The sequence below is a fragment of the Haladaptatus paucihalophilus DX253 genome (assembly GCF_000376445.1).
Lineage (GTDB): Archaea > Halobacteriota > Halobacteria > Halobacteriales > Haladaptataceae > Haladaptatus > Haladaptatus paucihalophilus.
In genome coordinates this window covers 2,195,314-2,217,294 of record NZ_AQXI01000001.1, presented here as the reverse complement: position 1 = coordinate 2,217,294, position 21,981 = coordinate 2,195,314, and the positions used below count along the sequence as shown (strand labels likewise).

Below are 21,981 nucleotides of genomic sequence, written 5' to 3'. Positions count from 1 at the left end.
GCAGATAAATTGTGTGCCACCTTTGAAAGTGTAGCGCGGAGAGATAATTCGGGACTGGTCAGGCGTCGGCATCCGATTCGAACGCCGGGTGTGCGTCGCGGATTTCCGCTATCAGTTCGCGGACCTCCTCGCTCGCTTCCTCGTCGGGGACGACCGGTTCCATCCCGTCGAACACCTCGTGGACCATCGCAACGCCGTCCGAGAGCGTGTCCAAACCGTAGCCGCCTTCTAGGACGAATCCGAGTGCCGCTCCCGCTTCGTCCGCCAGTTCTCGAACGCGGGCGGTGAGCATGCCGTAGCCCTCCGTCGAGACGCGCATCCGGGAGATGGGGTCGTGGCGGTGGGCGTCGAATCCGGCGCTCACCAATACGAGGTCGGGGTCGAAGTCGAGAAGCGACGGCGCGACGAGGTCGTCGAACGCCGAGCGGTATTCGGGGTCACCCGACCCCGCGGGGAGCGGAACGTTGAGCGTCGTTCCCTCCCCGTCACCCTCGCCCGACTCGTCTATTTCTCCCGTGCCGGGATACAGTCCGTCCTCGTGAATCGAGACGTAGAACACGTCGTCGTCGCCGTAAAAGATGTCCTGCGTCCCGTTGCCGTGGTGAACGTCCCAGTCGAGTATCGCGACCCGTTCCGCCTCGCCCTCGTCGATGACCGACCGGGCCGCGACCGCGGCATTATTGAAGAAGCAAAATCCCATCGCGTCGTCTTCCACCGCGTGGTGTCCCGGCGGGCGGCCCAGCGCGAACGGCGTCGAGCGGCCGTCTTCCCCCGAGAGCGCCGCCTTGGCAGCCCACTCCGCCAGCCCCGCGCTTTCGAGCGCGGCGTCCCACGTCGCCGCCACGGCAACGGTGTCCGGGTCCCAGTTTCCGCCGCCGTCCTCGCAAAACTCGCGGAACTCCGTTACGTATCCCCCGTCGTGGACCGCGGTCACTTCGGCCTCGGTTGCGGGAGGTGACTCGACGTATTCGACGCCGTGCTTTCGCGTGAGGGCCTGTCGAATCGCACGCAACCGGTCCGGGTTTTCCGGATGTCGCTTCCCGGTGTCGTGAGCTAAACAGGCCTCGCTGTAGCCGAAGTTCATTCGAACAGCCTGAAGTAGGTCTCGATGTCCTCGGCCTTAACCGTTCGCCGGTCCGCGTGATGGGCGAGGATCGACGCCGCGGCCGCGACGTTGTTGGCGTAATCTTCGAGGATGTCGGCAAGCGCCACGCGCGCGTCCATCGAAACCCGATAATCGTCGTCGATGTCGAGCCGCGCGATTCGGTCAACAGGCGCGACCGGAAGGACGAGTTCGTCCTTATCGATAACCTGTTGGACGCCGAAATCCTCCGCCATCAGCGTCTTCCGTCCGTCCTTCGTCGCCCGTTTTGCCGCGTCCACGGCCAACTCCGCTCCGTGAATTTGTATCCGGCGGGCGAGTTCTTCGGCGGCGTCCGCACTGACGCGGAGGTCACCTGCTTTCCGTCGGATTATCGTATCGACCGGCGCAAACGGAAGCTCAACGCTCATAATCCAACAGCGGAAGTCAGTCGCCCTTAATCTTTCCCTACCGTCGTTCGCGGCAAATCCGACGGGGAAACTGCCAGCACGAATAAAAAGGAAGACGATGAACTGCCGAACACGATGAGCGACCCACACGAACGCGACCGAACGATGGCAAAGGAAAAAGAAGAATCCGACGAGGCAAACGGGAAAGAGGAGGCCGAACAGGCCCGTGAGGAGGAACTCGAAGACGAAACCGACGTGGAACAGAACCAAGCCCGCGAAGACGCGGCGACCGACGAACAGAACAAGGACAATCACCGCGACGAAGAGCCGTTCCAGAGTTAAGATTCGAGGCGAAACGAAGGCGACGCGGCGTTAGAAAACGTCCTCGGCGTCAATTTTCCCGCCGCGACGTTCGCCGCGCGCGGTCACTTCTTGTCCGAGGTGAACGTCCGCGTCCGTCTCGACGCTCACCGTTTCTTCGCCGTCGTCCAGTACGACGGGATTACCCGCCTGAACGACCGTCCCGGTGAACTCCACGTATTCGCCGTCGGCGGCCGTCGCGGTTGTGGTCGTCGTCTCCGTCGTGGTCCCGGAGTCCGTCGCTCGTTCGGCGTCGTCTCCGCCACTATCGTCGCTTTCGCCGCTTCCGTCACTGCCACCGCTTCCGTCGCTACCGTTCCCGAACGCGTCGAGGCCGGTCTCCGACTGGGCCGTCTCGTCCGCATCGTCCGACCCGACGTCCGTCGGCGAATCGCTGTCGAGGACGGAGATAGTGGACTGCCACCCCGCGGAGGCTTCGATGTCGTCCGCCCAGCCGTCCTTTATCGAAACGTCGGCGAAGGCCGCTTTGTCGCCCGGCGCGAGTTCGCGGTCGGCCTTCTCGCCCCACAGCGCGACGCGGATGTCGCCGGTTTCGTCCTGCACGCGGACGTTTTTCACCTGTCCTTCCGACCCGTCGTCGCGGTCGAAGGTGCGCTTCGGGTCCGTCGAGCGAATCACGCCAACGATGTCGGCCGTGTCGCCGATTTCGAGGTCCGCAATCGACGTGCTCTCGGGAACGTATTCGATGTCGGCGTCGATCTCCTCGACGGCACCGCGGTTGCCGACGTGCAGTTCGAGGTTGCCGTCGCGCTCGCGGACGTACCCATCGACGATTTCGACGGCGATGCCCGGGTCGAGTTCTTCGGCCGCGTCCGCGCGCTCGTCCCAGAGCGTGATTCGGATTCGCCCCGTCTCGTCGCCCACCGTGAGGTTGGCGACCCTGCCTTCCGACCCGTCGTCGCGGTCGAAGGTTCGAACGGTCCCCGTATCGAGGAGTTTGCCCTGCAGGTTCACGTCAGAGAGGCCGAGCGAGAGGTCGGACACCGAATAGGAGTCCTGTACCTGCACATCGACCTCCGTGTCCTCGTCGGGTTCGACTTGATCGACGTTGACCTCGGTCCCGCTGTAGCCGTCCGTCGGACGGCCTTTGATGCGAAGCACCTGGCCAGTTTCGAGCTGCTCGTCGGCGGCCTGTGCCTGTTCGTCCCAGAGCGAGATGCGAATCGAACCCGTTTCGTCCGCGACGTCGACGTTCAGGACGTGGCCGTCCTCCGCGTCGTCCCCGTCGCGTTCGAAGGTCCGAACGTCGCCGATGCTCGTCACCTTGGCAACGAACTTCACTTCCTCGATGCCGGGTTCGATGTCGGCGACCCCGTTTACTTCGCTCTCGTCTAGTTCGTGGGCGATGAGCATTGCGGCGGTTTCCTCGTCCGCAAGGCCGCCCATCTGTTCGACTTTTTCCTCGACGGCGTCCCGGAACTCGTCCAGAGAGATGTCGGCGTCGAGGTCCCCGTGTACCTCGTCTATAACGCCCATAATCGTACTCGGTTGCAGGGTTGGCCGTCGCTTAAGCGTTGTCTTTGTGTCGGCAATCGGACGGAGTACGTCGATTCCGATGCGATTCGACTCATGCAGAACAGTGGTCCCCCCTTCACCCATAAACCTACGCTCCGTCTCTCGATGACGCTTTCGTCGAAATCAGCTTCCCGCGCTTTCGGTGGTGCTCCCGCGGTCAGCGTCCGCGACGACCTTCGATTCTCCCATGCTCTTGTGGGTGACTTTCACCGACTCCGGGAGCGACCCTTCGAACGTGAACGTCGCGCGGTACTTGATTTCGGTGAGACACTCCGAACAGCCGACGCTCCCGTCTTTCTTCTTCGTTCCCATCGTCACCGTGAACGCGCCCGATTTCGAATCGGACGTCGCGCTCTCGATTGTGGGACGCGCACAGGAGTCGCTCCCCGTCATCGACCCCGTGACGACGACTTGCTTTTTCGAGTCCTCGAACGCAACCGCGGCCTCGTTGCCGGGTTGTCCGCACTCCACGCTGATGACCTTCAGCGAGCGATTCTTCGCGGTCTCGTCCGTGCCGCTCGTCGGGGTCGTCCCCGTCTCCGTGGTTTCGGTGCCCGTCGTTGTCCCGTCTGTCGTGGTTTGGGTCGTCGTAGTCGTTGTCTCGGTTCCAGAACCGTCGGATTCCGAGTTGCCCGGACTCCCGCCGCCGTCGCTGAGACAGCCAGCGAGCAGTCCGACGGTCGTCGCTGCACCGGCGCGTTTCAGGATGTCTCGTCGTTGCATACCAATAGCTACTGGACCCATTCTAAAAACACTCCCGTAGACGAAAATAGCGATTTGAGTTACCCCCACGGCATCGCCACCGCACCCGGTTCGTGGGATTGGGTCTCTCCCTCACACCGCCGCCACATCGCAAGCGCTATTAAGCCGACCGCGAAATGAATGAATGAGTCCTGGTAGGGTAGTGGACTATCCTCTTGGCTTGCGGAGCCAGGGACCGGAGTTCAAATCTCCGTCAGGACGTTTCTGCCAACACAACACCGACGAGCGCAGCGAGTCGTACGTGTTGGCAGAAACGACTCGCGGAGATTTGAGCAGACGAGACGCAGCGCGCGAACGTATGTGAGCGTGACCGTCTCGGCGAGTTCAAATCTCCGTCAGGACGCTCATTTCATTCGCGACCTGACTTGCCTCACGCTCGCGTCTGCTCGCGTGAGACTCCGTCAGGACGTTTTCAGAGCGTAACGCGATGAGCGAAGCGAAGAGCCTTCGCTCGGAAAACGACTCGCGGAGATTTGAGCAGGGAAATCGCATGCCCGGGAGCGCAACGAAGTGAGCACCCCGGAACGGTTTCACGAGTTCAAATCTCCGTCAGGACGCTCATTTCATTCGCGACCTGACTTGCCTCACGCTCGCGTCTGCTCGCGTGGAACTCCGTCAGAGCGAAGCTCTGACTTGCCTCACATTCGCTACGCTCATGTGAGACTCCGTCAGGACGTTTCTGCCAACACATTATCGACGAGCGGAGCGAACCTCTCACTTCACCGCCCGAATCAACACCTTCTCGTTGCTGAATTCGGTCACGGTTCCATCCTCGATGGTTACGTCGTACACGGCCTCAGCTTCAGGCGTTCGGACGAGTTCGTCCAGTTCCTCGCGCGCGTCCTCTCCGGGATCGGTTCGTTCGGCCCACGACTTGTAATCGAGGGATTTTCGCATGGTCGTGAGTTCGTCAACCGACAATCCGACCTCGCCGATGCAGTCGCGCCACTGCGCGGCGGAGTAGGCTTCGCCGTGGGTCGAATCGCGGAGCCGTTCGAACCGGTTGTAGAACGCGGCCAACGCGTCGTCCTCGGGAACGATGTTGTCCTCGAAGGCGAGGACACCGCCGGGCGTGAGGACGCGGGCGACTTCGGCCACGAACAACTCAGGATTCGGGAAGTGGTGCGCGGCGATTCGGCAGGTCACGGCGTCGAAGATCTCGTCGGGGAAAGGAAGTCGCTCCGCGTCGGCGACCGCGCCGGAGACGGGAAAGGCGTCGGTGGCCGTTTCGACCATCGCGGGCGTGGCGTCGGCGGCGACCACGGTAGGGACGGTTTCGGCGAGCGCACCCGCCGTGTGTCCGGCACCGCAGGCGATGTCGAGCGCGCACGCGGCGTCGTCACACCACGACGCGAGCAGTTCGAGGTCCGCACCGGTTCGGTGAACGTCGCTGTCGAGATAGGCGTCCGCGACGCTCCCGAACGAATCCGTCGTCGCCCGCTTCCGTTCGATATCGTCCATGCAGAGCGTAGGTCGAACGACACGAAGACCGTTGCCGTTCGCGCAGTTTTCACCGAGCGCTCGTCTGCCATGGTGTGTCAGGCCAAATATACCGCGAACCGTGACACTTTTGAACCCGGCGTGAATATTTACTCGTGTATGAGTAAAATTGAGAACTACCGATTGTTCGTTCGCGACTTGAAGAAGTGGGCCGTGAAGAAAGCCGAGAAGTAACCGCTTTCAGACGGTTCGAAACTACTGACGGTGGCTCAGTCAGGTCGATGCATCATCCATTTTCGAGCCATTTTACGCGCGTGACCGGTGTCGGAGGAGTTTTTCGTCGGCGGCGAGCAAGAAGTCGTATGGACGCATCCCTCCGTGCCGGGGTCGCCATCTACAACGCCGGTGAGTTTCACGCCGCCCACGACGCGTGGGAGGACCACTGGCTAGACCTCGAACGGGATACCGACGACGAACGGTTCCTCCACGGACTGATCCAGTTCACGGCGGTCGTACACCACACCGCCGACGCGAACTGGACGGGAATCCGTGGCCTCGCCGAGAGCGCGGCCGAGTATCTCGCCGGACTCCCGGACGAGTACCGGGGAGTGAACGTCGAAACGGTTCGGTCCTACCTCCGAGGCGTGCGGGACGACCCCGAGCACGTCGAGCGAACCGCACCGCCGCAACTGACCAGCGACGGGACCGTTCTCCGCCCCGAGGACCTCGGATTCGACGCGTCCGCGGTGGCCGCCCTGGTCCTCGCCGAGGAGTTCGGCTACGACGAACCGACGTTCGAGCGAGCGGTCGAATTCGCACGGGCGGATTTGGACGCCGGGGACGAGGGAAGCCGGTTCATCACGTTCCTCATGGATTTCGTCCGGCAACCGGAAAACAGGGCGCTGATAGCACAGCGTCTGGGTCAGCACGTCGAAAAGCGGGAGTTCCGGGAGACGGACGTGAGCGACCTGTTCGAGTGACCTCACGAGCAGGTCCGGCACCCGTGAATCGAATCACCGTGGGATACGTTGTTGACGTTGGGAATGATTTATGTCCGTGACACCCGCTAGAGCCAGATGATGAGCGAGGTTTCCGCGAGCGTCGGGCGCTACCTCAGTACGATTCACCTCGTCAGCAAGAGCACGGGGCGTCCGGCCAAAACCGGGGAGTTGGCGAACGCCTTGGACGTGAGCGCAGCCAGCGTCACCGAGATGCTCACGACGCTCGAAGCGCGCGACCTTGCGACCTACGAGAAGTACAAGGGGGCGACGCTCACGAACGAGGGAGAGGAAACCGCGCGGGAAGTGATGTGGAAGCGATGTCTCGCGGAGAACTTCCTGACCGACGACCTCGAAATCGACGACCCGGACGAGGCGCGCGAGATGGGAAACGCCCTCTCGGACGAGGTTGCGAGTCGCATCCGCGAGCACATCAATCACCCCTGTAACGGCGAGTGCAGCGCGCCCCAGACCGAATACAACGAATGTTGTGACGACGTGCGCGACACCGAAGCGAACTAGGCGAAGCGAACGATTTCTTCGAAGCCGTCGAGCGAGAGCGCGTCCCCGGAGGTAATCCCTCGCGCGGCGGAGCGGCCGAACGCGTCGGTAACGAACTGACGAGCGACCAATCCCTTCCGCCTGTTCCCCGCCGCGAGTTCGCCGTCCGCCTCCGACAGCAACAGCGCGGCGGTGTACACGTCGAAGACGTACTCGGCCAGTTCCTTCGCGTGGAGTTGCGCGTACTCCTCTTCTTCCGTCGCAAGCGTCACGAGAGCCTCCTGTAGCCCGTCGAGTTCGTCGCGGGTGGTCGCCACCAAGTCGGCGAGGTCGTCGTGTTCGATACCGTCCAGTCGGTCACGGGTCAGTGCCAGCGCGGGTTCGTGTGCGTCCTCGCGCGCCAGCGCGCGAAGCACGTCGAGCGAGAGGATGTTCGAGGTCCCCTCCCAGATGGGAAGCACCTGCGCGTCGCGCAGGAGGCGGTTCGTGACGAAATCGTTCACGTAGCCGTTGCCGCCGTGAATCTCCATCGCGTACGACGCGACGTCGACCGCCATCCGCCCCGTTCTCGACTTCGCGATGGGAACGAGCAGGCGCATCAGCGCGAACGCGTCCTCGTCGCCGCGGTGGTAGCGGTCGAACGCCCGCCCGGCGTCGAACGTGAACGCGGTCGCCGCCTCGTGAGCGACGGCCATCTCCACCAAATCGCGGCGCATGAGCGGATATCGGTCGATGGTGCTGCCGAACGCCTCGCGGTTCGCGGCTCGAACTTTGCTCTCCAACAGCGCCCGCCCGATGAGACCGCACGACGCGAAGGCGTTGGCGATGCGTTCGAGGTTGAGCATCTCGGACATGTATCGAAAGCCGGATTCGAGTTCACCGACGAGATGCGCCTCCGCCCCGCGGAACTCGACCTCACCGGTCGGAACGCTTACCGTCCCCAGTTTGTCCTTCAGCCGACGGACGAACGCGCCGTCGCGCTCGCCGTTGGACGTCGTTCCCGGGACCAGAAAGAGCGAAAGCCCCTCGGTTCCGTCGGGCGCGTCCGGCGTCCGCGCGAGCGTGAGGATGGCCCCCGAATCGACGTTCGAGCAGAACCACTTCTCGCCGGTCAGTTCCCAGCCGTCGTCGGTGCGTTCGGCGACGGTTTCGGTCGCACCGACGTCGCTCCCGCCCTGTCGCTCCGTGAGGAACATCGCGCCCTGAAGCAGGTCGTCGTACTCGCGGGCGGTGAGTCGGTCGAAGAACTCCGAGAGGGACCCGTCGGAACCGTGGTCGAACCGCTCCAGCACCAACGCGACGCCCGCGGTCATGGCGACGGGGCACGTCAATCCCACGTCCGCGTACGCGAGGAGGTAATCCATCGTCAGGTGGTGGAGCATGGACGCCGGGTCGTCGCGGTCCGGCGGTGCCCGAAACGAGTCGGCGACGATGCCCGCGCCGTACACGAGTTCCTCGTTTTCCAACTGGGCCGGATGGTACTCGATGTCGTTTACGAGCCGCCCGTGTCGGTCGTACTGGCGGAGTTCCGGGCCGTGTTCGTCGATGGTATCCGAATTCGGGGCGACGGTCGTTCCGACGATGGCACCGAACTCGTCGAACCGCTCCTCGGCCCAGCCTCGGTCTCCGGGATAGGTTCGCTCGACTTCGTGTTGCAAAACGGGGTCGTACTGCCAGTAGTTCATCCCGCGGCCGCGGTCGAACCGCCCGTAGTCGATACTCATACTGACCGACACATCGCGGCCGAACTAATTAAACGATGTCCCGGTACACTCGTCCGAAAGCGATGCGCTGGAGGGTCGCAATCGCCGCGTCCTCCTTTTGCTGGTAGGTCGCCGCGACGACCGCCTCCGCCGACGGCGCGACGTGCCACGCGACGTTATCGACGTTTTCGCTCCCCTCGACGTGCACCTCGAATCCGTCGGGAACGTCGGCCTCGAACTCGTCGCGTGTGCCGGTTTTGATTTCGAGCAGCGAGGCGAACAGGGCGTCCCGCGCCGTCGCAATCACGTCGCCGGTCACGCGTTCGCCGTACTCCTCGCGGTCGAAGTCCATCGCTTTGGCCGTCTCCTTGACGACGGTCTGTGCGACCGGCCCGACGTCTTCGTACTGTTCGTGCGCAGCCCCCTCCGTCTCCGGGGCGAAGATTCCGTGCGTCTCCATGGCGGGTACTTTTCGGGGAAGAAACTATTCGTTTTCGTCCTTCGATTCGTCGTCCGCCTTGGCGTCGTTCCGGTCCGCCTTGGCGTCGTTGCCCTCGCCGAGCATCTGTTCGGTCATCTGCCGCGCCTCGGCCATAACCCGCTGGGCGTCAGCGCCCATGGTCGCGTCCCGACCGTAGCCACCGGCCTGTTGGAGTTCGTCCTCCAATCCGCCGTGGTCGTGATGTCCGTGACCGTGATGGCCGTGGTCGTGAACCGTGTCCTCGAACACCTGCGGGTACTCCTCCTCCTCCGCGTACTCCGTGATTCGCGGCGCGAGTTCGTCGGGTCCCTCCTCGTCCCATCCGGGCGCGTGTTCGTCCAGCCACGACTCGTGGTCCGCGTCGCCGAGAATGGCAGCGAAGGCGAGATGGTTGGCGAGGTGTTCCCCATCGGACTGTGGCGTTTCGCACACCGGACACGCATATCCCATGCACGTGGGTATGGCGTCCGCACTGAAAAACGGTTCAGTCGGCGACGGTCAGTCGAGTTCGACGATCATCACGAGTGCGTCCTCGCCGTCCCCGTAGTACCGCGGTATCGTCCGCAAGTAGCGGAAGCCAAAGTCGCGATACAGCGAAATCGCGGGTTCGTTGCTCGCCCGGACCTCCAGTTTGACACTGTGCGTCCCCCGCGCTCGAAGGCCCGAAAGCGCCTGTTTCAGAAGCTCTCGTCCGATTCCCTCACCGCGACGCGAGGGGTGAACCGCGATGTCCTTGACGTGCCCGAGCGCCCGACCGTGATTCGGAATCATGTCGGCGACGATGTAGCCGACTATCTTCGCACCGTCCGTGGCGACGAGAAACGTGGGTTCGTCGATGTACCGTTCGAACGCCGCGAACGGCCACGGCTGGCTAAACGAGGCCTTCTCGATGCGGAAGATGGCGAGCAAATCGGTATCCTCCGCGGAACGAATCGAAATCGACCCGTTCTCGGTCGCGGTGGTAGTCACGAGCGACCATTCGACGCGGAGGACTAAAGCCTTGACCACCACCTTTTTCTGCGGTCGGGAGCCAGCGGTCGGGGCGAGTCGCCCCGACCGCTGGCAGTCTTCTTCACGGCTTCGCCGTTCGCGTTTCGAGGCGCTTCGCGCCTCGCCTCGTTCGCGGAAGAAAAACTCGTGCGACAGCAGGAGGCCTCAGCCTATCGCTCTCTCCGGTCGCTGGATTCAAGCGAGCGACCGGAGGGAGCGAGGAGTGCTTTTGGTCCAGCTTTTACAGGGAATGCGAGGGAGCGGAGCTCCCTCGTTCCTCCACGGCGAAGCCGTGAAGAAGCCAGCAAGAGCGATGGCTGTCGCCATCGCTCTTGCTTGTGACCGTCGTAAAAGGTGGGTGCTGAAAGGTCGTTAGTCGTCCGCGGAGGCCGCGGTGTCGCCGCCCTCTGCCTGCTTCTTCGTGTGGGACAGCTTGCCACCGTCGGCGAGAATCTGGCGCTCGCGTTCGGAGGCGTCGAGGGTCGCGGTGAGTTCCCAGTCGTCGTTCACGCGGACCGTGAACTCTTCCTGACCGGAGCGGACCGCTTCCGCAACGTCGTCGACGATTTCGATGTCATCGCCCTGTTCGAATTTCTCGTAGTCCTCCTCGCTGATTTCGAGGGGGAGCAGACCGAAGTTGAACAGGTTGGCCTTGTGGATGCGGGCGAAGCTCTGTGCGAGGACGCCTTCCACGCCGAGGTACATCGGGCACAGGGCCGCGTGTTCGCGCGAGCTACCCTGACCGTAGTTCTCGCCGGCGACGAGGAAGCCGCCGTCGGCGTCGAGTGCGCGCTGTGCGAACGAGTCGTCGACGCGCGAGAGCGTGAACTCGGAGAGTTTCGGGATGTTCGACCGGTACATCAGGATGTCCTGCGTGGCGGGGATGATGTGGTCGGTCGTGATGTTGTCCTGCATCTTGAGCAGGGCCGGGCCTTCGAGGTCGGATTCGAGTTCGTCCTTCAGCGGGACGTCGCCGATGTTCGGGCCTTTGATGAGTTCGTCGTCGACCGCTTCGTCGGGGGAGATGAGGTCGGGGTCGTCGGCGGTGGTGCCGTAGTTGTCGCCCATCTCGAACTCGGGCGCTTCGAGGTCGCCGAGTTCGTCGGCGAGGTCGCGCGGGTCGATGATTTCGCCTTTGATGGCCGCCGCCGTGGCGACTTCGGGCGAGCAGAGGTACACCGAGTCGTCCTCGATACCGGAGCGACCCTCGAAGTTGCGGTTGAAGGTACGGAGCGAGACGGAATCGGACGCCGGAACGTGACCGATACCGATACACGCACCACAGGTCGCCTCGGAGAAGTTGACGCCTGCCGCCATCAGTTCCGCGACCCAGCCCTCACGGGCGAGCATCTCGGAGGCCTGCTTGGACGCCGGAGCGACGATGAGGTCCGTCTTCCGGTTGACCGTGCGGCCTTCGAGCATCTTCGCGGCGGGGAGGATGTCCTCGTAGCCACCGTTCGTACAGGAACCGATCATAACCTGGTCGACCGACTGTCCGGCGACTTCGCGGACCGGAACGACCTTGTCGGGCATGGACGGCTGTGCGATGAGCGGTTCGAGGTCGGAGAGGTCGATGACGATTTCGTCGTCGTACTCCGCGTCGTCGTCGGGCTGGAGGTCGACGTACTCGTCCTCGCGGCCGAGGCGCGAGAGCCACTCCTCGGTGTTCTCGTCCGTCGGGAAGATGGACGTCGTTGCGCCGAGTTCCGTTCCCATGTTCGTGATGGTCGTTCGCTCGGGGACCGAGAGCGTCTCGACACCGGGACCGGTGTACTCGAAGATTTTGCCGACGCCGCCCTTCACGGAGAAGCGACGGAGCATCTCGAGGATGACGTCCTTCGCGGTCGCCCACTCGGGGAGTTCGCCTTCGAGGCGGACGTTGACGATTTCGGGCATCTCGATGTAGTACGGGCCGCCACCCATGGCGACCGCGACGTCGAGACCGCCGGAACCGATTGCGAGTTCACCCAGACCGCCGGGGGTCGGGGTGTGGGAGTCGGACCCGAGCATCGTCTTGCCGGGTGCGGCGAAGTTCTCCTTGTGGACGTTGTGACAGATACCGTTGCCGGGACGGGAGTAGTGTGCACCGAACGTGCCCGCCGCCGAGCGGAGGAAGCGGTGGTCGTCCGTGTTCTTGAAGTCGAACTGGTAGGTCTGGTGGTCACAGTACTGCGCGGCGATCTCGGTCTGGACCTCGTCCATGTCGAGCGCCTCGAACTGGAGCCACACGAGGGTCCCAGTCGTGTCCTGTGTGAGAACCTGGTCGATCTCGATTCCGATTTCCTCACCGGTTTCGAGTTCGCCCTCGACGAGGTGGTCGTCGAGAATCTTTTCCGTCAGTGTTTGTCCCATATCGGACGAATATCGACCCTCCGAAGGTATAAATCCCGCGTGTTTACGTTTTCATCGTTCGTGGTAAATTCGGCCCTCGTCCGGCAATCATTGCGAAAATAGGGGCGAGAAAATCACAATGTTTTGCGGGGGGTTGTCAAACCGAACGGCGGCGATTTCGACTTCGGTCACGGTCGGCGTTCCGTCGTCGGCACGACTCCACGAAAGGGGCGGAACGACGTCGTACGCTTCGAACCCGTTTTGCAGTTCGAGCGAGCGAACTCGATGCGGCGGACGGCGCGACCGTCGGGTCGTTCGAACGGCGCGAGTAGGCGAAGAAACGCGCGGGCGAACGAGTCAACGGGTGAGAGAGCGAGTGTGAGAGTCACGCACACCAGTCGGGAACGGTAACGGCTTTACTATCTCGGACACGCCGTCCGTCTATGTTCGAGAGCGGAACGTTCGTCGCGGAGCACGTCTCGGAGGTCAGACGGCAACAGGTACAGCCGAACGGTGTCGATTTGACGCTGGAAACGGTGTACGAACAGCGGGACTCGGGCCGAATCGGGCGCAATGGCAAGGAGATCGGCGACCGCCAGCAGGTCGAGTCCGAGCAGATAACCGAGAAGTCCCCGGAGAACTACTACCTGCCGCAAGGAGGATACATCGTCCAGTACGCGGAGACAATCGAAATCCCGGACGGACACGTCGGCTTCGTCTACCCCCGTTCGTCGCTCATGCGGAACTCCTGTATGCTCAACACCGCGGTCTGGGACGCGGGCTACGAGGGCAAAGGAGAAGGGTTGTTGCAGGTTCACCACGACATCGAACTCGAACGCGGCGCACGTATCGCACAACTCGTCCTCGCCGAGGCGGACCACGACGGCACCTACGACGGCGACTATCAGGGCGAGAATCTGGACTAAACGGAACCGCAAACACTAGACAAACCGATACGACTATTTCTATCGGGTTTCGATTGCGTCGTGAGCGAACGTGGTAGAGAAGGACGTACTAAAGCGATGTGTCGAATGTGGCGAGAAATTGCTCGAAATCTACGTCGAAGACGAGCGGTGTCCGGACTGTCGAGACGAGTAACGATTCGCACTGGCCCGAACTATCGTCGTCGCTGGCGGGAGCGGCGGATAGGTTTCGAAACGAAAGGACTTTGCGGGGAAGTTCACAGGTTGTATCGTGCAAAAAAATCGCGCCCAGTTCTACGCGCTCTATCTCACGCGGTTCGCCAGCGGCTTCGGTTTTATCACGCTGGCAGCGCTGCTGCCGACGTATCTCAACGTTCTCGACCCGCAGTCGGGAATCGTCGTCGGCCTGTTCGTCTCAGGGTTGACCGCCGCGCAGTCGGTGGCCGTCATTCCGCTGGCGTGGAGCGGCGACCGCTACGACAAACGGACCGTTCTCCTCTTCAGTCTCGTCGTGTCTATCGTCGCCTACGCCAGTTTTCCGCTGGTCGAGAGCAGTTGGGGATTCATCGCGGCGCGTGCGTTACAGGGCGTGGCCATCACCGGAACCGGTCTCATCACGCTCGCGCTCGTCGGTGAACTCTCGACGGCCGACACGCGGGCGAACCACATCGGCAAGGCGAACGCGGCCCGCTTCGCGGCGTCCATCCTCGGGACGATTTCCGCCACCGCGCTGTACGAACGATACGGCTTCGACGTCGTGTTCGGCGTCATCGTCGCGCTCCTGATTCCGGCGTTGGTCGGCGTTCTCCTCTTCGTCGAACGCGACGACACGCGAATCGAGGGCTTCCCCTTCGCCGACATGGCGCTCAATCGCAAACTGCTGACGCTCACGAGTTTCCGCGCCCAGTACGCGGTGGCGGTGACGATGGTCCGAACGTGGATCGTGGTCTACGCGGGCGTCGAAGCCGCGAAAGGTGGTCTCGCGTACGCTCCCATCGCGGTCGGCGTCGTCCTCATCGCGGAGAAGTTCACGAACATGCTCTGTCAGCCATTCACCGGGCGACTGTCGGACGACTACGGACGGGCGCTGTTCGTCTTCGTCGGCGGCGGCATCTACGGACTCGTGGCGTTGGTCGTCCCCTCCGCACCCGCAATCGGACAGGCGCTGTCGCTTCCCGCCGCGTTTCCCGTCCTCGGCGCACTCTCACCGGCCTTCCTTCCACTGGTCGGACTCAATGCCCTGCTCGGAATCGCCGACAGTTTCCGTGAACCGGCCAGTATGGCGCTGTTCGCCGACGAAGGCGTCGATGGCGCGGGCGTGGCGAGCAGTTTCGGCGTCCGGGAGTTGGTTTGGCGACCCGGGAGCATCCTCGCGCCGATTCTCGCCGGAATCCTGATGACGGGGCCGGGCATCCAATGGGTGTTCTACGTCGGCGGTATCGCGTCGATTTCGGGCGTACTGACGTTCTTCGGCGTCCTGTCGTACTCGTACGGGTCCGAGGCGCTGACCCAGTGGTGAGACGGACGGCGTCGTGTTTCGATAGCCCGGGCGAAAGGGTAAAATTCAGCACATGTCCGTCCACCACATATATTTGAATCCATAGAGACCATTATTCTATCAATATCACATAGATACGATTAATTTGGAAGAGTCGTTCGAATACGATGAATGCGACGCGCGACAGCACTCGTCCTGCTCGTCTGCATCGTCAGTGCGGGGGCGATTCCCGCGCTCGGTGTGGGCGCTGGCGGGCACCAATCCGATACAGGGTCAGCCGACGTGACCGCGAACAGTTCGACGAACGTAACCATCCTCTCTTACAACGACATTCAGACCGCCGCGGCGAAGGACGGCAACCTGCCGCGGCTCGTCCATCGAATCGACGAGCGGCGGGCCGCCCACGACAACCCGACGTTCGTGATGGGCGGCGGTGACGAGTTGTCGCCGCACGCGCTCTCGCCCGTCTCGAAGTGGCGCGCGCCGGTCGACGTGTTGAACCTCATCGGGCCGGACGCGGACACCATCGGCAACCACGACCTCGATTACGGCGTCGATGCGTTCACGAACGCGTCCCGCGCCTCCGAGTTCCCGTGGGTCGTCTCGAACCTCGTCAACGAGACGACCGGGAAGACGGTCGAGGGAACGAAACGCTACGAAGTGGTCGAGCGCGGCGGCGTCAAAGTCGGCATCGTCGGTGCCGTCTACCCCGGTGTCGATGGCTCGGTCTCCGAGAACCTCTCGGCTCGGAACATCACCGCGAAGCCGGTCGTGCCGTCGATTCGGAAGTACGAACGAGTTCTCCGCGAGAGAGAGGACGTGGACGTAACGGTCGTCCTGCTCCACGAGGGGACGAACGAAGCCGAGACGGTCGCGAACCGAACAGACACCGACGTCGTGCTGACGGGACACGACGAAGTGGTCTACCGTCCGCGCGTCGTGAACGGAACCATCATCAGCGAGACGCAGGCGCGGGCCGAGTACCTGAGCGAAATCAACCTCACCGTCGAGAACGGCGAGGTCGTCGCCGCGAACGGGCACCTCCTCAACGTCACCGACGCGACGCCGAAGAACGAAACCGCCTCGGACATCATCGACGACTACCGCTCGGAGGTGGACCTCGACTCGACTATCGCGTACACCGAGACGCCCCTCGACGCTCGGTTCGCCACCAACTACCACCGCGAGAGCAACTACGGCGACCTCGTGACCGACGCGATGCGCGCGAAGACGGGTGCCGACGTGGCCATCACCAACGCGGGTGGCATCCGTTCGAACAGCGTCTACGGTCCCGGAAACGTCACCGGCGGCGACGTGTTCAACACGCTCCCGTTCGGGAACGAGGTCGTGACGGTCGAACTGACCGGCCGCGAACTGGAGGAGACGCTCGCCAGCCAAGTGACGCCGTTGGAGAGCGAGGCCGGACAGCAGTACGGCGCGGAGATGGCCATGCAAGTCAGCGGCGTCCGGTTCGAGTGGGTCGGCCACGAGGGTCGTGACCAAATCCGAGACGTGTACGTGAACGGCGAGCGACTCGACCCGAACGCGACCTACGAAGTCGCCGTCAACGACTTCATGGCGGGCGGCGGAAGCGGCTATCCGCTCGCCGACGAACCGGTCGTAAACCGGACGAACGAACTCCTTTCGACCACCGTGGTCGACTATCTGAAGGAGAAGAAACGAATCGCGCCGACGACGGACGGCCGGATTCGACGGGTTGACACCACCCTCGACGACGCCTCGGTCAGCCTCGACGAACGCGGCAAGGTCGTCATGCACTTCGACGCGCCAGCGGACTACGACGGAACCGTCGCGGGCACGTTCGTCGTCTCGACACCCGGTAACCGCACCGTCGAAGCGGAGAAGGTCACGTACGACGCCGAGGAGGGACGCCTCGCGGTTCGCTTCGACGACGCCGAACTCGCGGCGCTCCTCGGATGCGAGCGGACGGCGGACCTCGACCTGTACGGAAGTTACAACTCCTCGAAGTACGACCAAGTGTACTTCGACCACTCGCGGGTGAACGCCGACGTGACCGCGACGCTCGCGGCAAACGGTGGGCACGCGAAAGAGACCAACGAGACGGACGACACCGACGAGACGAGCGAGCGCACCGCATCGCCGACACCGACGGCGGCGACCGCGTAAGCGGCCTCGCAATCGCGGTTCGAAAAGCGATTTTTCTCAGTTGCCGAGGTCGAACAGCTCGGCGGCCTGTTCCATGTCCTTGTCGCCCCGACCGCTCAGGTTGACCAGAATCACGTCGTCCTCGTCTCGCTCCTCGGCGAGTTGCTTCGCCAGCGCGACGGCGTGGCTGGATTCGAGCGCGGGGATGATGCCTTCCAACTCGCTCAGTTCTCGGAACGCGGCGAGCGCCTCGTCGTCGGTGACGCCGGTGTACTCACAGCGGCCGGTTTCGCGGAACTGGGCGTGTTCCGGGCCGACGCCGGGGTAGTCGAGTCCCGCCGAGACTGAGTGGACCTCCACGTCGTCGTTCAGGATGCGGGTCCGCATCCCGTGGAGGATGTCGGTCTTCCCGCTCGCGAGGGGTGCCGCGTGGCGGGTCGAATCCGACCCCTCGCCGCCGCCCTCCGCGCCGTAGAGTTCCACGGGGTCGTCGCGGAACGCGTGGAAGAGACCGATGGCGTTCGACCCGCCGCCGACGCACGCCACCGCGGCGTCCGGTAGGCTTCCGGTCTCCTCCTGAATCTGACGTCGCGCTTCCACGCCGATGACGGACTGGAAATCGCGGACCATCCGCGGGAACGGGTCGGGACCGACGACGCTCCCGACGAGGTAGTGAGTGTCGTCCACATTGCGGGCGAAATCCTCCAGCGCGGCATCGACGGCATCCGCCAGTCCGGCGTCACCGCGCGTGACCTCGTTCACCTCAGCGCCCATCAGGCGCATGCGGAAGACGTTCATCTTCTGGCGCTCCACGTCCTTTTTCCCCATGTAAATCTCGGTCGGAATGTCGAGCAGCGCGCCGACCATCGCGGTTGCGGTACCGTGTTGACCCGCGCCGGTTTCGGCGATGAGTCGGTCCTTCCCCGCCTGCTTCGCCAGCAACGCCTGCCCGAGGCAGTTGTTGATCTTGTGTGCGCCGCCGTGGAGCAGGTCCTCGCGCTTCAGGTAAATCTGTGCGCCGTACGCCTCGGAGAGTCGTTCCGCGTGATAGAGCGGCGTCGGTCGCCCGGCGAACTTTTCGAGGTACTGCTGGAACTCGCGCTGAAACGCCTCCGTCTCGGAAATCTCGTCGTAGGTTTGCGCCAACCGTTCGAGCGGTTCTTCGAGCGGTTCGGGAACGTGGCGGCCGCCGAACGTCCCGAACTCGGTTGCGGTCTCTTGAGACATGGACGGAAGGTTGCATCCCGACGTATATAAAATTACTCTACAGTACAAATGTGGTGTGGAGTGTACAAAATTGTTGATAGCGCCACCGACGGCATCTCACGTGAGAGCCACCGACAGCCGACACATACGTTTATGGACTGTATAAGGTAGATATGAAACCCGAGGAGAGACGAAACGGGGAGTGAAGAACGGGGAACGACCGGTGAAGAAAGCGAACGACAGGTCGGAGAACCGTCGAGACGACGGAGAGAGTCGCGGAGCAAAACCGACGAGGTGAGGAGTCGAAGTCGGCCTACTGCATGTAGCCGAGGTCGGCCAACCGCTCTTCGACGTCCGCGTCGTCCATCGAAACCGAGTCGTCCTCGTCGTAGGCGGGATACGACTGCGCTCCGGCGTCCTCGACGATTGGAATGACGCCGCCGTCCATCCGGTCGCTGTACGGGATTCCGAGCGCGGACATGACAGTGGGCGCGATGTCGAAGAGGTGGGCTTTGGTCGGCATCGCATCCGCGTCGATTCCCTCCCCTTTCGCGGCGACGACGCCTTCGATTTTGTGGTTCCACGGTTCGGTCGGCGGCGCGAAGTAGTCGCCGAGGAGTTGCGCCGAGAGGAACTGCCCCATCTCGTTCGGGATGGTCACGATGTCCGGCGCGTTGTCCGCGTTCTTTCCGTGGAAGTACGTCTCGCGCGGCGCGACTTCGCCGAAGACGGGTTCGCCATCGGGGGTTTCGACCGCACTGAGTTTCTCTATCAGGTCGTCACGAACCTCGTCGTACTGCTCCGGCGGGACGATGCCGTTCGGTTCGCGTCCCTGCAAGTTGATTCGAACGCCCAGTTCGGTTCGAGCGCGCATGTACGCGGCGGATTTCGGGAAATCGACCTGCTCGTTCGCCGTCCGCGCGACGTTCTTCGGCGCGTACTGCTTTACGATTTCGGCGAGTCCCACCTTCTCCAACCCGGTTCGAATCCGATGAGCGGTGAAACCGAACTGGGCCATCTTCGCGGCCATGCGTTCGATGGTGTTCGGCTCCCACGTCTTCGTGTCCTTTCCCTCCCGAAGCTCGTCCTGAATCGGGTTCCACGACGGCATCCCGCGGCCGCCCTTCCGGGCCTTCACGTAGCCTTCGTCGCGAAGGAACTCGTTGACGCGGAACTCGTACTTCTCGTACGGTCCCATCCCGTGGTCGCTCGCGATGAAGACGGTGTTCGGGTCACACTCTTCGAGGAGCTTGCCGACTTGCCTGTCCGTCTCCTCGTAGACCGTCGTCACCTTGTCCCAGTCGCCGTCGAACTCGTGGAAGACGGTATCGGGCTTCTGGAACTGCACGAACCCGAAGTCGGGGTCGTGTTTGTCGGCGAGATAGCGGAACGCTTCCCCGCGCATCCGGACGAGACTCGTGTACTCGTCCATCTTCTGTGCGTCCGTGTAATTCGACTCCTCGCGGGAGTAGGTCGGGTACACGCGGTACTCGCCGATGGCGTCGCGCACCTCGTCCAACAGTCCTTCGGGGTGACAGCGCGGGTCCTCGGGGCCGATGAACCCCGGAATGAGCGCCCCGTTGATTTCGTCCGGAGGGTGGGTTACGGGGACGTTCACGACGACACTCGTCAGGTCGTGTTTGTCCAATAGCGTCCAGATGGCGTGTTCCTCGACGTCGCTCCCGCTGACGACGCGGAAATCGTATCCGTCGTAGGCGACGAACCCGCAAACGCCGTGTTTGCCGGGGTTAACGCCGGTGTACAGCGACGGCCACGCGCTCGGCGTCCACGGCGGCATTTGTGATTCGAGCGGTGCAGAAGCCCCACCATCGCAGATAGAACGGATGTTCGGGATAACGTCGTCTTCGTATAGGCGTTCGAAAACGGGCAAGCATCCGGCGTCGATTCCGATGAGAAGAACGTCTACGTTACTCATTGTCTGTCACCCAAACCGCAATTTCGGCCAGCGTATCTCGTTTCGTTCGCGGAGCAAGGAGTGTCATCTTGCAATGCGACGGTCGCCAGACTCATTGGAGACGCCTACGCTCTCTAATCATTTTATTATGTTACTCTTAAACGGGACAGCGAATCGTTATTCGCCGTCGCCGTCGGCGACCGCGACGCCCGGTTCGTCGATAACCGTGCGCTTCCACGTCCCTCGAGTAAACCAGAGCGCGGCGACGATAGCGCCGATGATGTTGCCGAATGCCATGCCGATCCAGACGCCGGTCGGTCCCATGTCGCGGACGAACGCGAGGAAGTACACGGTCGGCACCCGGCCGAGCCAGAGCGTTATCATGGAGAAGGCCATCGCCAGTTTCGTGTTCCCCGCACCGCGGTACGCGCCGAGGAGAACCTGCAACACCGCCATGAACACGAATTCGACGGAGCGAATCCGGAGGTACTGACTTCCGAGTCGAATGGTGGCGTCCGCCTGCTTCGTTCCCGTCGCCATGAAAACGCCGACAATCGGGCCGGGGAACAACACCGCGACGATTGCAACGGCGAACATCACCCCTGCACCGACCTTCGCCGCGAGCCACACCGCCCGCTCCGCGCGGTCGGGCTTCCGCGCCCCGAGGTTTTGGCCGACCATGGTGTTCGTCGCCCGACCCAACCCCATTGCGGGGAGGAAAACGAGCGACGCGAGGCGGTTTCCGAGGCCGTAGGCGCTGACGACGGGAGGTGCGAACTGGACGACCATCGCGGTCAGCGAAATCATCGCCAGCGAACTGGTCGATTGTTCGAGCGCACTCGGCGTCCCGATACGGACGATCTTCCAGATGAATCCGAGGTCGGGGAGCAAGTCGTCCAGTCCGACGGTCGGCCCTGCACTCGTGAAAAACAGGACGTACAGGCCGAGCACGCTCGCCACGGCGCGTGCGGAGATGGTCGCGAGCGCCGCCCCTTGAACGCCCATGCCGTCGAGCGACCCCCATCCGAAGATGAGCAGCGGGTCGAGGACGACGTTGACGGCCACGCTGACCATCATGATTCGCATCGGCGTGCGCGTGTTGCCGTACCCGCGCATCAGCGACGTGAAGACGAAAAAGCCGAACAGGAACGGCAATCCGAGGAAGTACGTCTCCATGTATCGCCGCGCGAGCGGAACGACCTGCTCGGTCGTCGCCCCCTGCGACGGCATCACCGCGAGCATCGGGTCGGTGAGGAAATACCCGGCAATCGCGAGGAGAATAGCGAGGATGGACACGAACGAGAGAACCTGGCCCGCGACCTTCCCCGCCGAGCCTTCGCTGTCCGCACCGGTAAACTGGGCGACGAGGATGCTCCCGGCCGTCGTAAATCCGCCCGCGACGGAGATGAGGAAGAAAATGAGCGGAAACGCGATACTCATCGCGCCGACCGCATCGGACGACAGTCGACCCAACCAGAAGGTGTCCGCAACGTTGTACATCACCTGTAGCAGTTGGATAACGACAATCGGCCACGCGAGTTCGAACATCGGTCGCACCAGCCCACCGTCGGTGATAGAACTACTGGGCTGTGTGCTAGTCATCGTACTTTCGAAACGAAATAGGTCGATTTGAATATTTCGAATCGCAAACGGTTCGGTAAGATATGCCGCAATCCGTGCGGCGCGCTGCTCGTCGTTCGCTCGTCTCGATACCGGACA

19 protein-coding genes and 1 tRNA gene are annotated in these 21,981 nt (G+C 62.9%); 7 read left to right on the top strand and 13 right to left on the bottom strand.

What is annotated here, in order from left to right:
- Window positions 1-58: 58 nt before the first annotated feature.
- Window positions 59-1,084: a histone deacetylase family protein gene (locus B208_RS0112385; protein ID WP_007980028.1), complete on the bottom strand. Its 1,026-nt coding sequence runs from the start codon at window positions 1,082-1,084 to the stop codon at window positions 59-61.
- Entirely contained in the window at window positions 1,081-1,512 is a 432-nt protein-coding gene (locus B208_RS0112380; protein WP_007980029.1) for a histone, read from the bottom strand. The genes B208_RS0112385 and B208_RS0112380 overlap by 4 nt, the downstream gene beginning before the upstream one ends.
- Window positions 1,513-1,626: 114 nt before the next feature.
- On the opposite strand from B208_RS0112380, the gene B208_RS0112375 reads away from it, so the two are divergent.
- Window positions 1,627-1,833, top strand: coding sequence for a hypothetical protein (locus B208_RS0112375; protein WP_007980031.1), 207 nt, complete (start codon window positions 1,627-1,629; stop codon window positions 1,831-1,833).
- 30 nt (window positions 1,834-1,863) lie between these two features.
- Here the strand turns inward: B208_RS0112375 and B208_RS0112370 are convergent, their stop codons facing one another.
- Both B208_RS0112370 and B208_RS0112365 read right to left on the bottom strand, forming a co-directional pair.
- Window positions 1,864-3,348 carry a single-stranded DNA binding protein gene (locus B208_RS0112370; RefSeq protein ID WP_007980032.1) on the bottom strand — a complete coding sequence of 495 codons (1,485 nt, stop codon included), beginning with the start codon at window positions 3,346-3,348 and terminating at the stop codon, window positions 1,864-1,866.
- Window positions 3,349-3,510: 162 nt separating this feature from the next.
- Window positions 3,511-4,110, bottom strand: coding sequence for a hypothetical protein (locus B208_RS0112365; RefSeq protein ID WP_007980034.1), 600 nt, complete (start codon window positions 4,108-4,110; stop codon window positions 3,511-3,513).
- A 167-nt stretch (window positions 4,111-4,277) separates the two neighbouring features.
- On the opposite strand from B208_RS0112365, the gene B208_RS0112360 reads away from it, so the two are divergent.
- Window positions 4,278-4,350, top strand: a tRNA-Arg gene (locus tag B208_RS0112360).
- Between the two features lie 513 nt (window positions 4,351-4,863).
- On the opposite strand, the gene B208_RS0112355 is transcribed toward B208_RS0112360, so the two are convergent.
- Window positions 4,864-5,610: a class I SAM-dependent methyltransferase gene (locus tag B208_RS0112355; protein WP_007980037.1), complete on the bottom strand. Its 747-nt coding sequence runs from the start codon at window positions 5,608-5,610 to the stop codon at window positions 4,864-4,866.
- 341 nt (window positions 5,611-5,951) lie between these two features.
- Between B208_RS0112355 and B208_RS0112345 the strand changes: the two genes are divergently transcribed.
- Window positions 5,952-6,569: a DUF309 domain-containing protein gene (locus B208_RS0112345; protein WP_007980040.1), complete on the top strand. Its 618-nt coding sequence runs from the start codon at window positions 5,952-5,954 to the stop codon at window positions 6,567-6,569.
- A 99-nt stretch (window positions 6,570-6,668) separates the two neighbouring features.
- On the top strand, window positions 6,669-7,109 hold the full coding sequence (locus B208_RS0112340; RefSeq protein ID WP_232423787.1) for a metal-dependent transcriptional regulator: 441 nt from the start codon (window positions 6,669-6,671) through the stop codon (window positions 7,107-7,109).
- Here the strand turns inward: B208_RS0112340 and B208_RS0112335 are convergent.
- From B208_RS0112335 to B208_RS0112315, 5 genes are all read right to left on the bottom strand, one after another.
- On the bottom strand, window positions 7,106-8,812 hold the full coding sequence (locus tag B208_RS0112335) for an acyl-CoA dehydrogenase family protein (RefSeq protein ID WP_007980044.1): 1,707 nt from the start codon (window positions 8,810-8,812) through the stop codon (window positions 7,106-7,108). The genes B208_RS0112340 and B208_RS0112335 overlap by 4 nt on opposite strands.
- 28 nt (window positions 8,813-8,840) lie before the next feature.
- Complete coding sequence (locus tag B208_RS0112330; RefSeq protein ID WP_007980045.1) at window positions 8,841-9,251, bottom strand: DUF5809 family protein; 411 nt, start codon at window positions 9,249-9,251, stop codon at window positions 8,841-8,843.
- Between the two features lie 24 nt (window positions 9,252-9,275).
- Entirely contained in the window at window positions 9,276-9,722 is a 447-nt protein-coding gene (locus B208_RS0112325) for a DUF5810 domain-containing protein (RefSeq protein ID WP_007980048.1), read from the bottom strand.
- Between the two features lie 48 nt (window positions 9,723-9,770).
- On the bottom strand, window positions 9,771-10,241 hold the full coding sequence (rimI, locus tag B208_RS0112320) for a ribosomal protein S18-alanine N-acetyltransferase (protein ID WP_026177827.1): 471 nt from the start codon (window positions 10,239-10,241) through the stop codon (window positions 9,771-9,773).
- Between the two features lie 393 nt (window positions 10,242-10,634).
- Entirely contained in the window at window positions 10,635-12,614 is a 1,980-nt protein-coding gene (locus B208_RS0112315) for an aconitate hydratase (RefSeq protein ID WP_007980051.1), read from the bottom strand.
- Window positions 12,615-13,036: 422 nt separating this feature from the next.
- Between B208_RS0112315 and B208_RS0112305 the strand changes: the two genes are divergently transcribed.
- The 3 genes from B208_RS0112305 to B208_RS0112290 all read left to right on the top strand — a co-directional run bounded on the left by B208_RS0112305 (window position 13,037) and on the right by B208_RS0112290 (window position 17,162).
- Window positions 13,037-13,519, top strand: a complete 483-nt coding sequence (locus tag B208_RS0112305; RefSeq protein ID WP_007980054.1) for a deoxyuridine 5'-triphosphate nucleotidohydrolase — start codon at window positions 13,037-13,039, stop codon at window positions 13,517-13,519.
- Between the two features lie 268 nt (window positions 13,520-13,787).
- Entirely contained in the window at window positions 13,788-15,035 is a 1,248-nt protein-coding gene (locus B208_RS0112295) for an MFS transporter (RefSeq protein WP_007980058.1), read from the top strand.
- 150 nt (window positions 15,036-15,185) lie between these two features.
- On the top strand, window positions 15,186-17,162 hold the full coding sequence (locus B208_RS0112290; RefSeq protein ID WP_007980059.1) for a bifunctional metallophosphatase/5'-nucleotidase: 1,977 nt from the start codon (window positions 15,186-15,188) through the stop codon (window positions 17,160-17,162).
- Window positions 17,163-17,198: 36 nt separating this feature from the next.
- Here B208_RS0112290 and trpB read toward each other — a convergent pair whose 3' ends face one another.
- From trpB to B208_RS0112275, 3 genes are all read right to left on the bottom strand, one after another.
- Window positions 17,199-18,368 carry a tryptophan synthase subunit beta gene (gene trpB / locus B208_RS0112285; protein ID WP_007980061.1) on the bottom strand — a complete coding sequence of 390 codons (1,170 nt, stop codon included), beginning with the start codon at window positions 18,366-18,368 and terminating at the stop codon, window positions 17,199-17,201.
- Window positions 18,369-18,660: 292 nt separating this feature from the next.
- Window positions 18,661-20,283, bottom strand: coding sequence for an alkaline phosphatase family protein (locus tag B208_RS0112280; RefSeq protein ID WP_049805641.1), 1,623 nt, complete (start codon window positions 20,281-20,283; stop codon window positions 18,661-18,663).
- 156 nt (window positions 20,284-20,439) lie between these two features.
- The gene (locus tag B208_RS0112275) at window positions 20,440-21,864 is read right to left on the bottom strand and encodes an MATE family efflux transporter (RefSeq protein ID WP_303645060.1); all 1,425 of its coding nucleotides are present in this window, start codon (window positions 21,862-21,864) and stop codon (window positions 20,440-20,442) included.
- Window positions 21,865-21,981 lie beyond the last annotated feature (117 nt).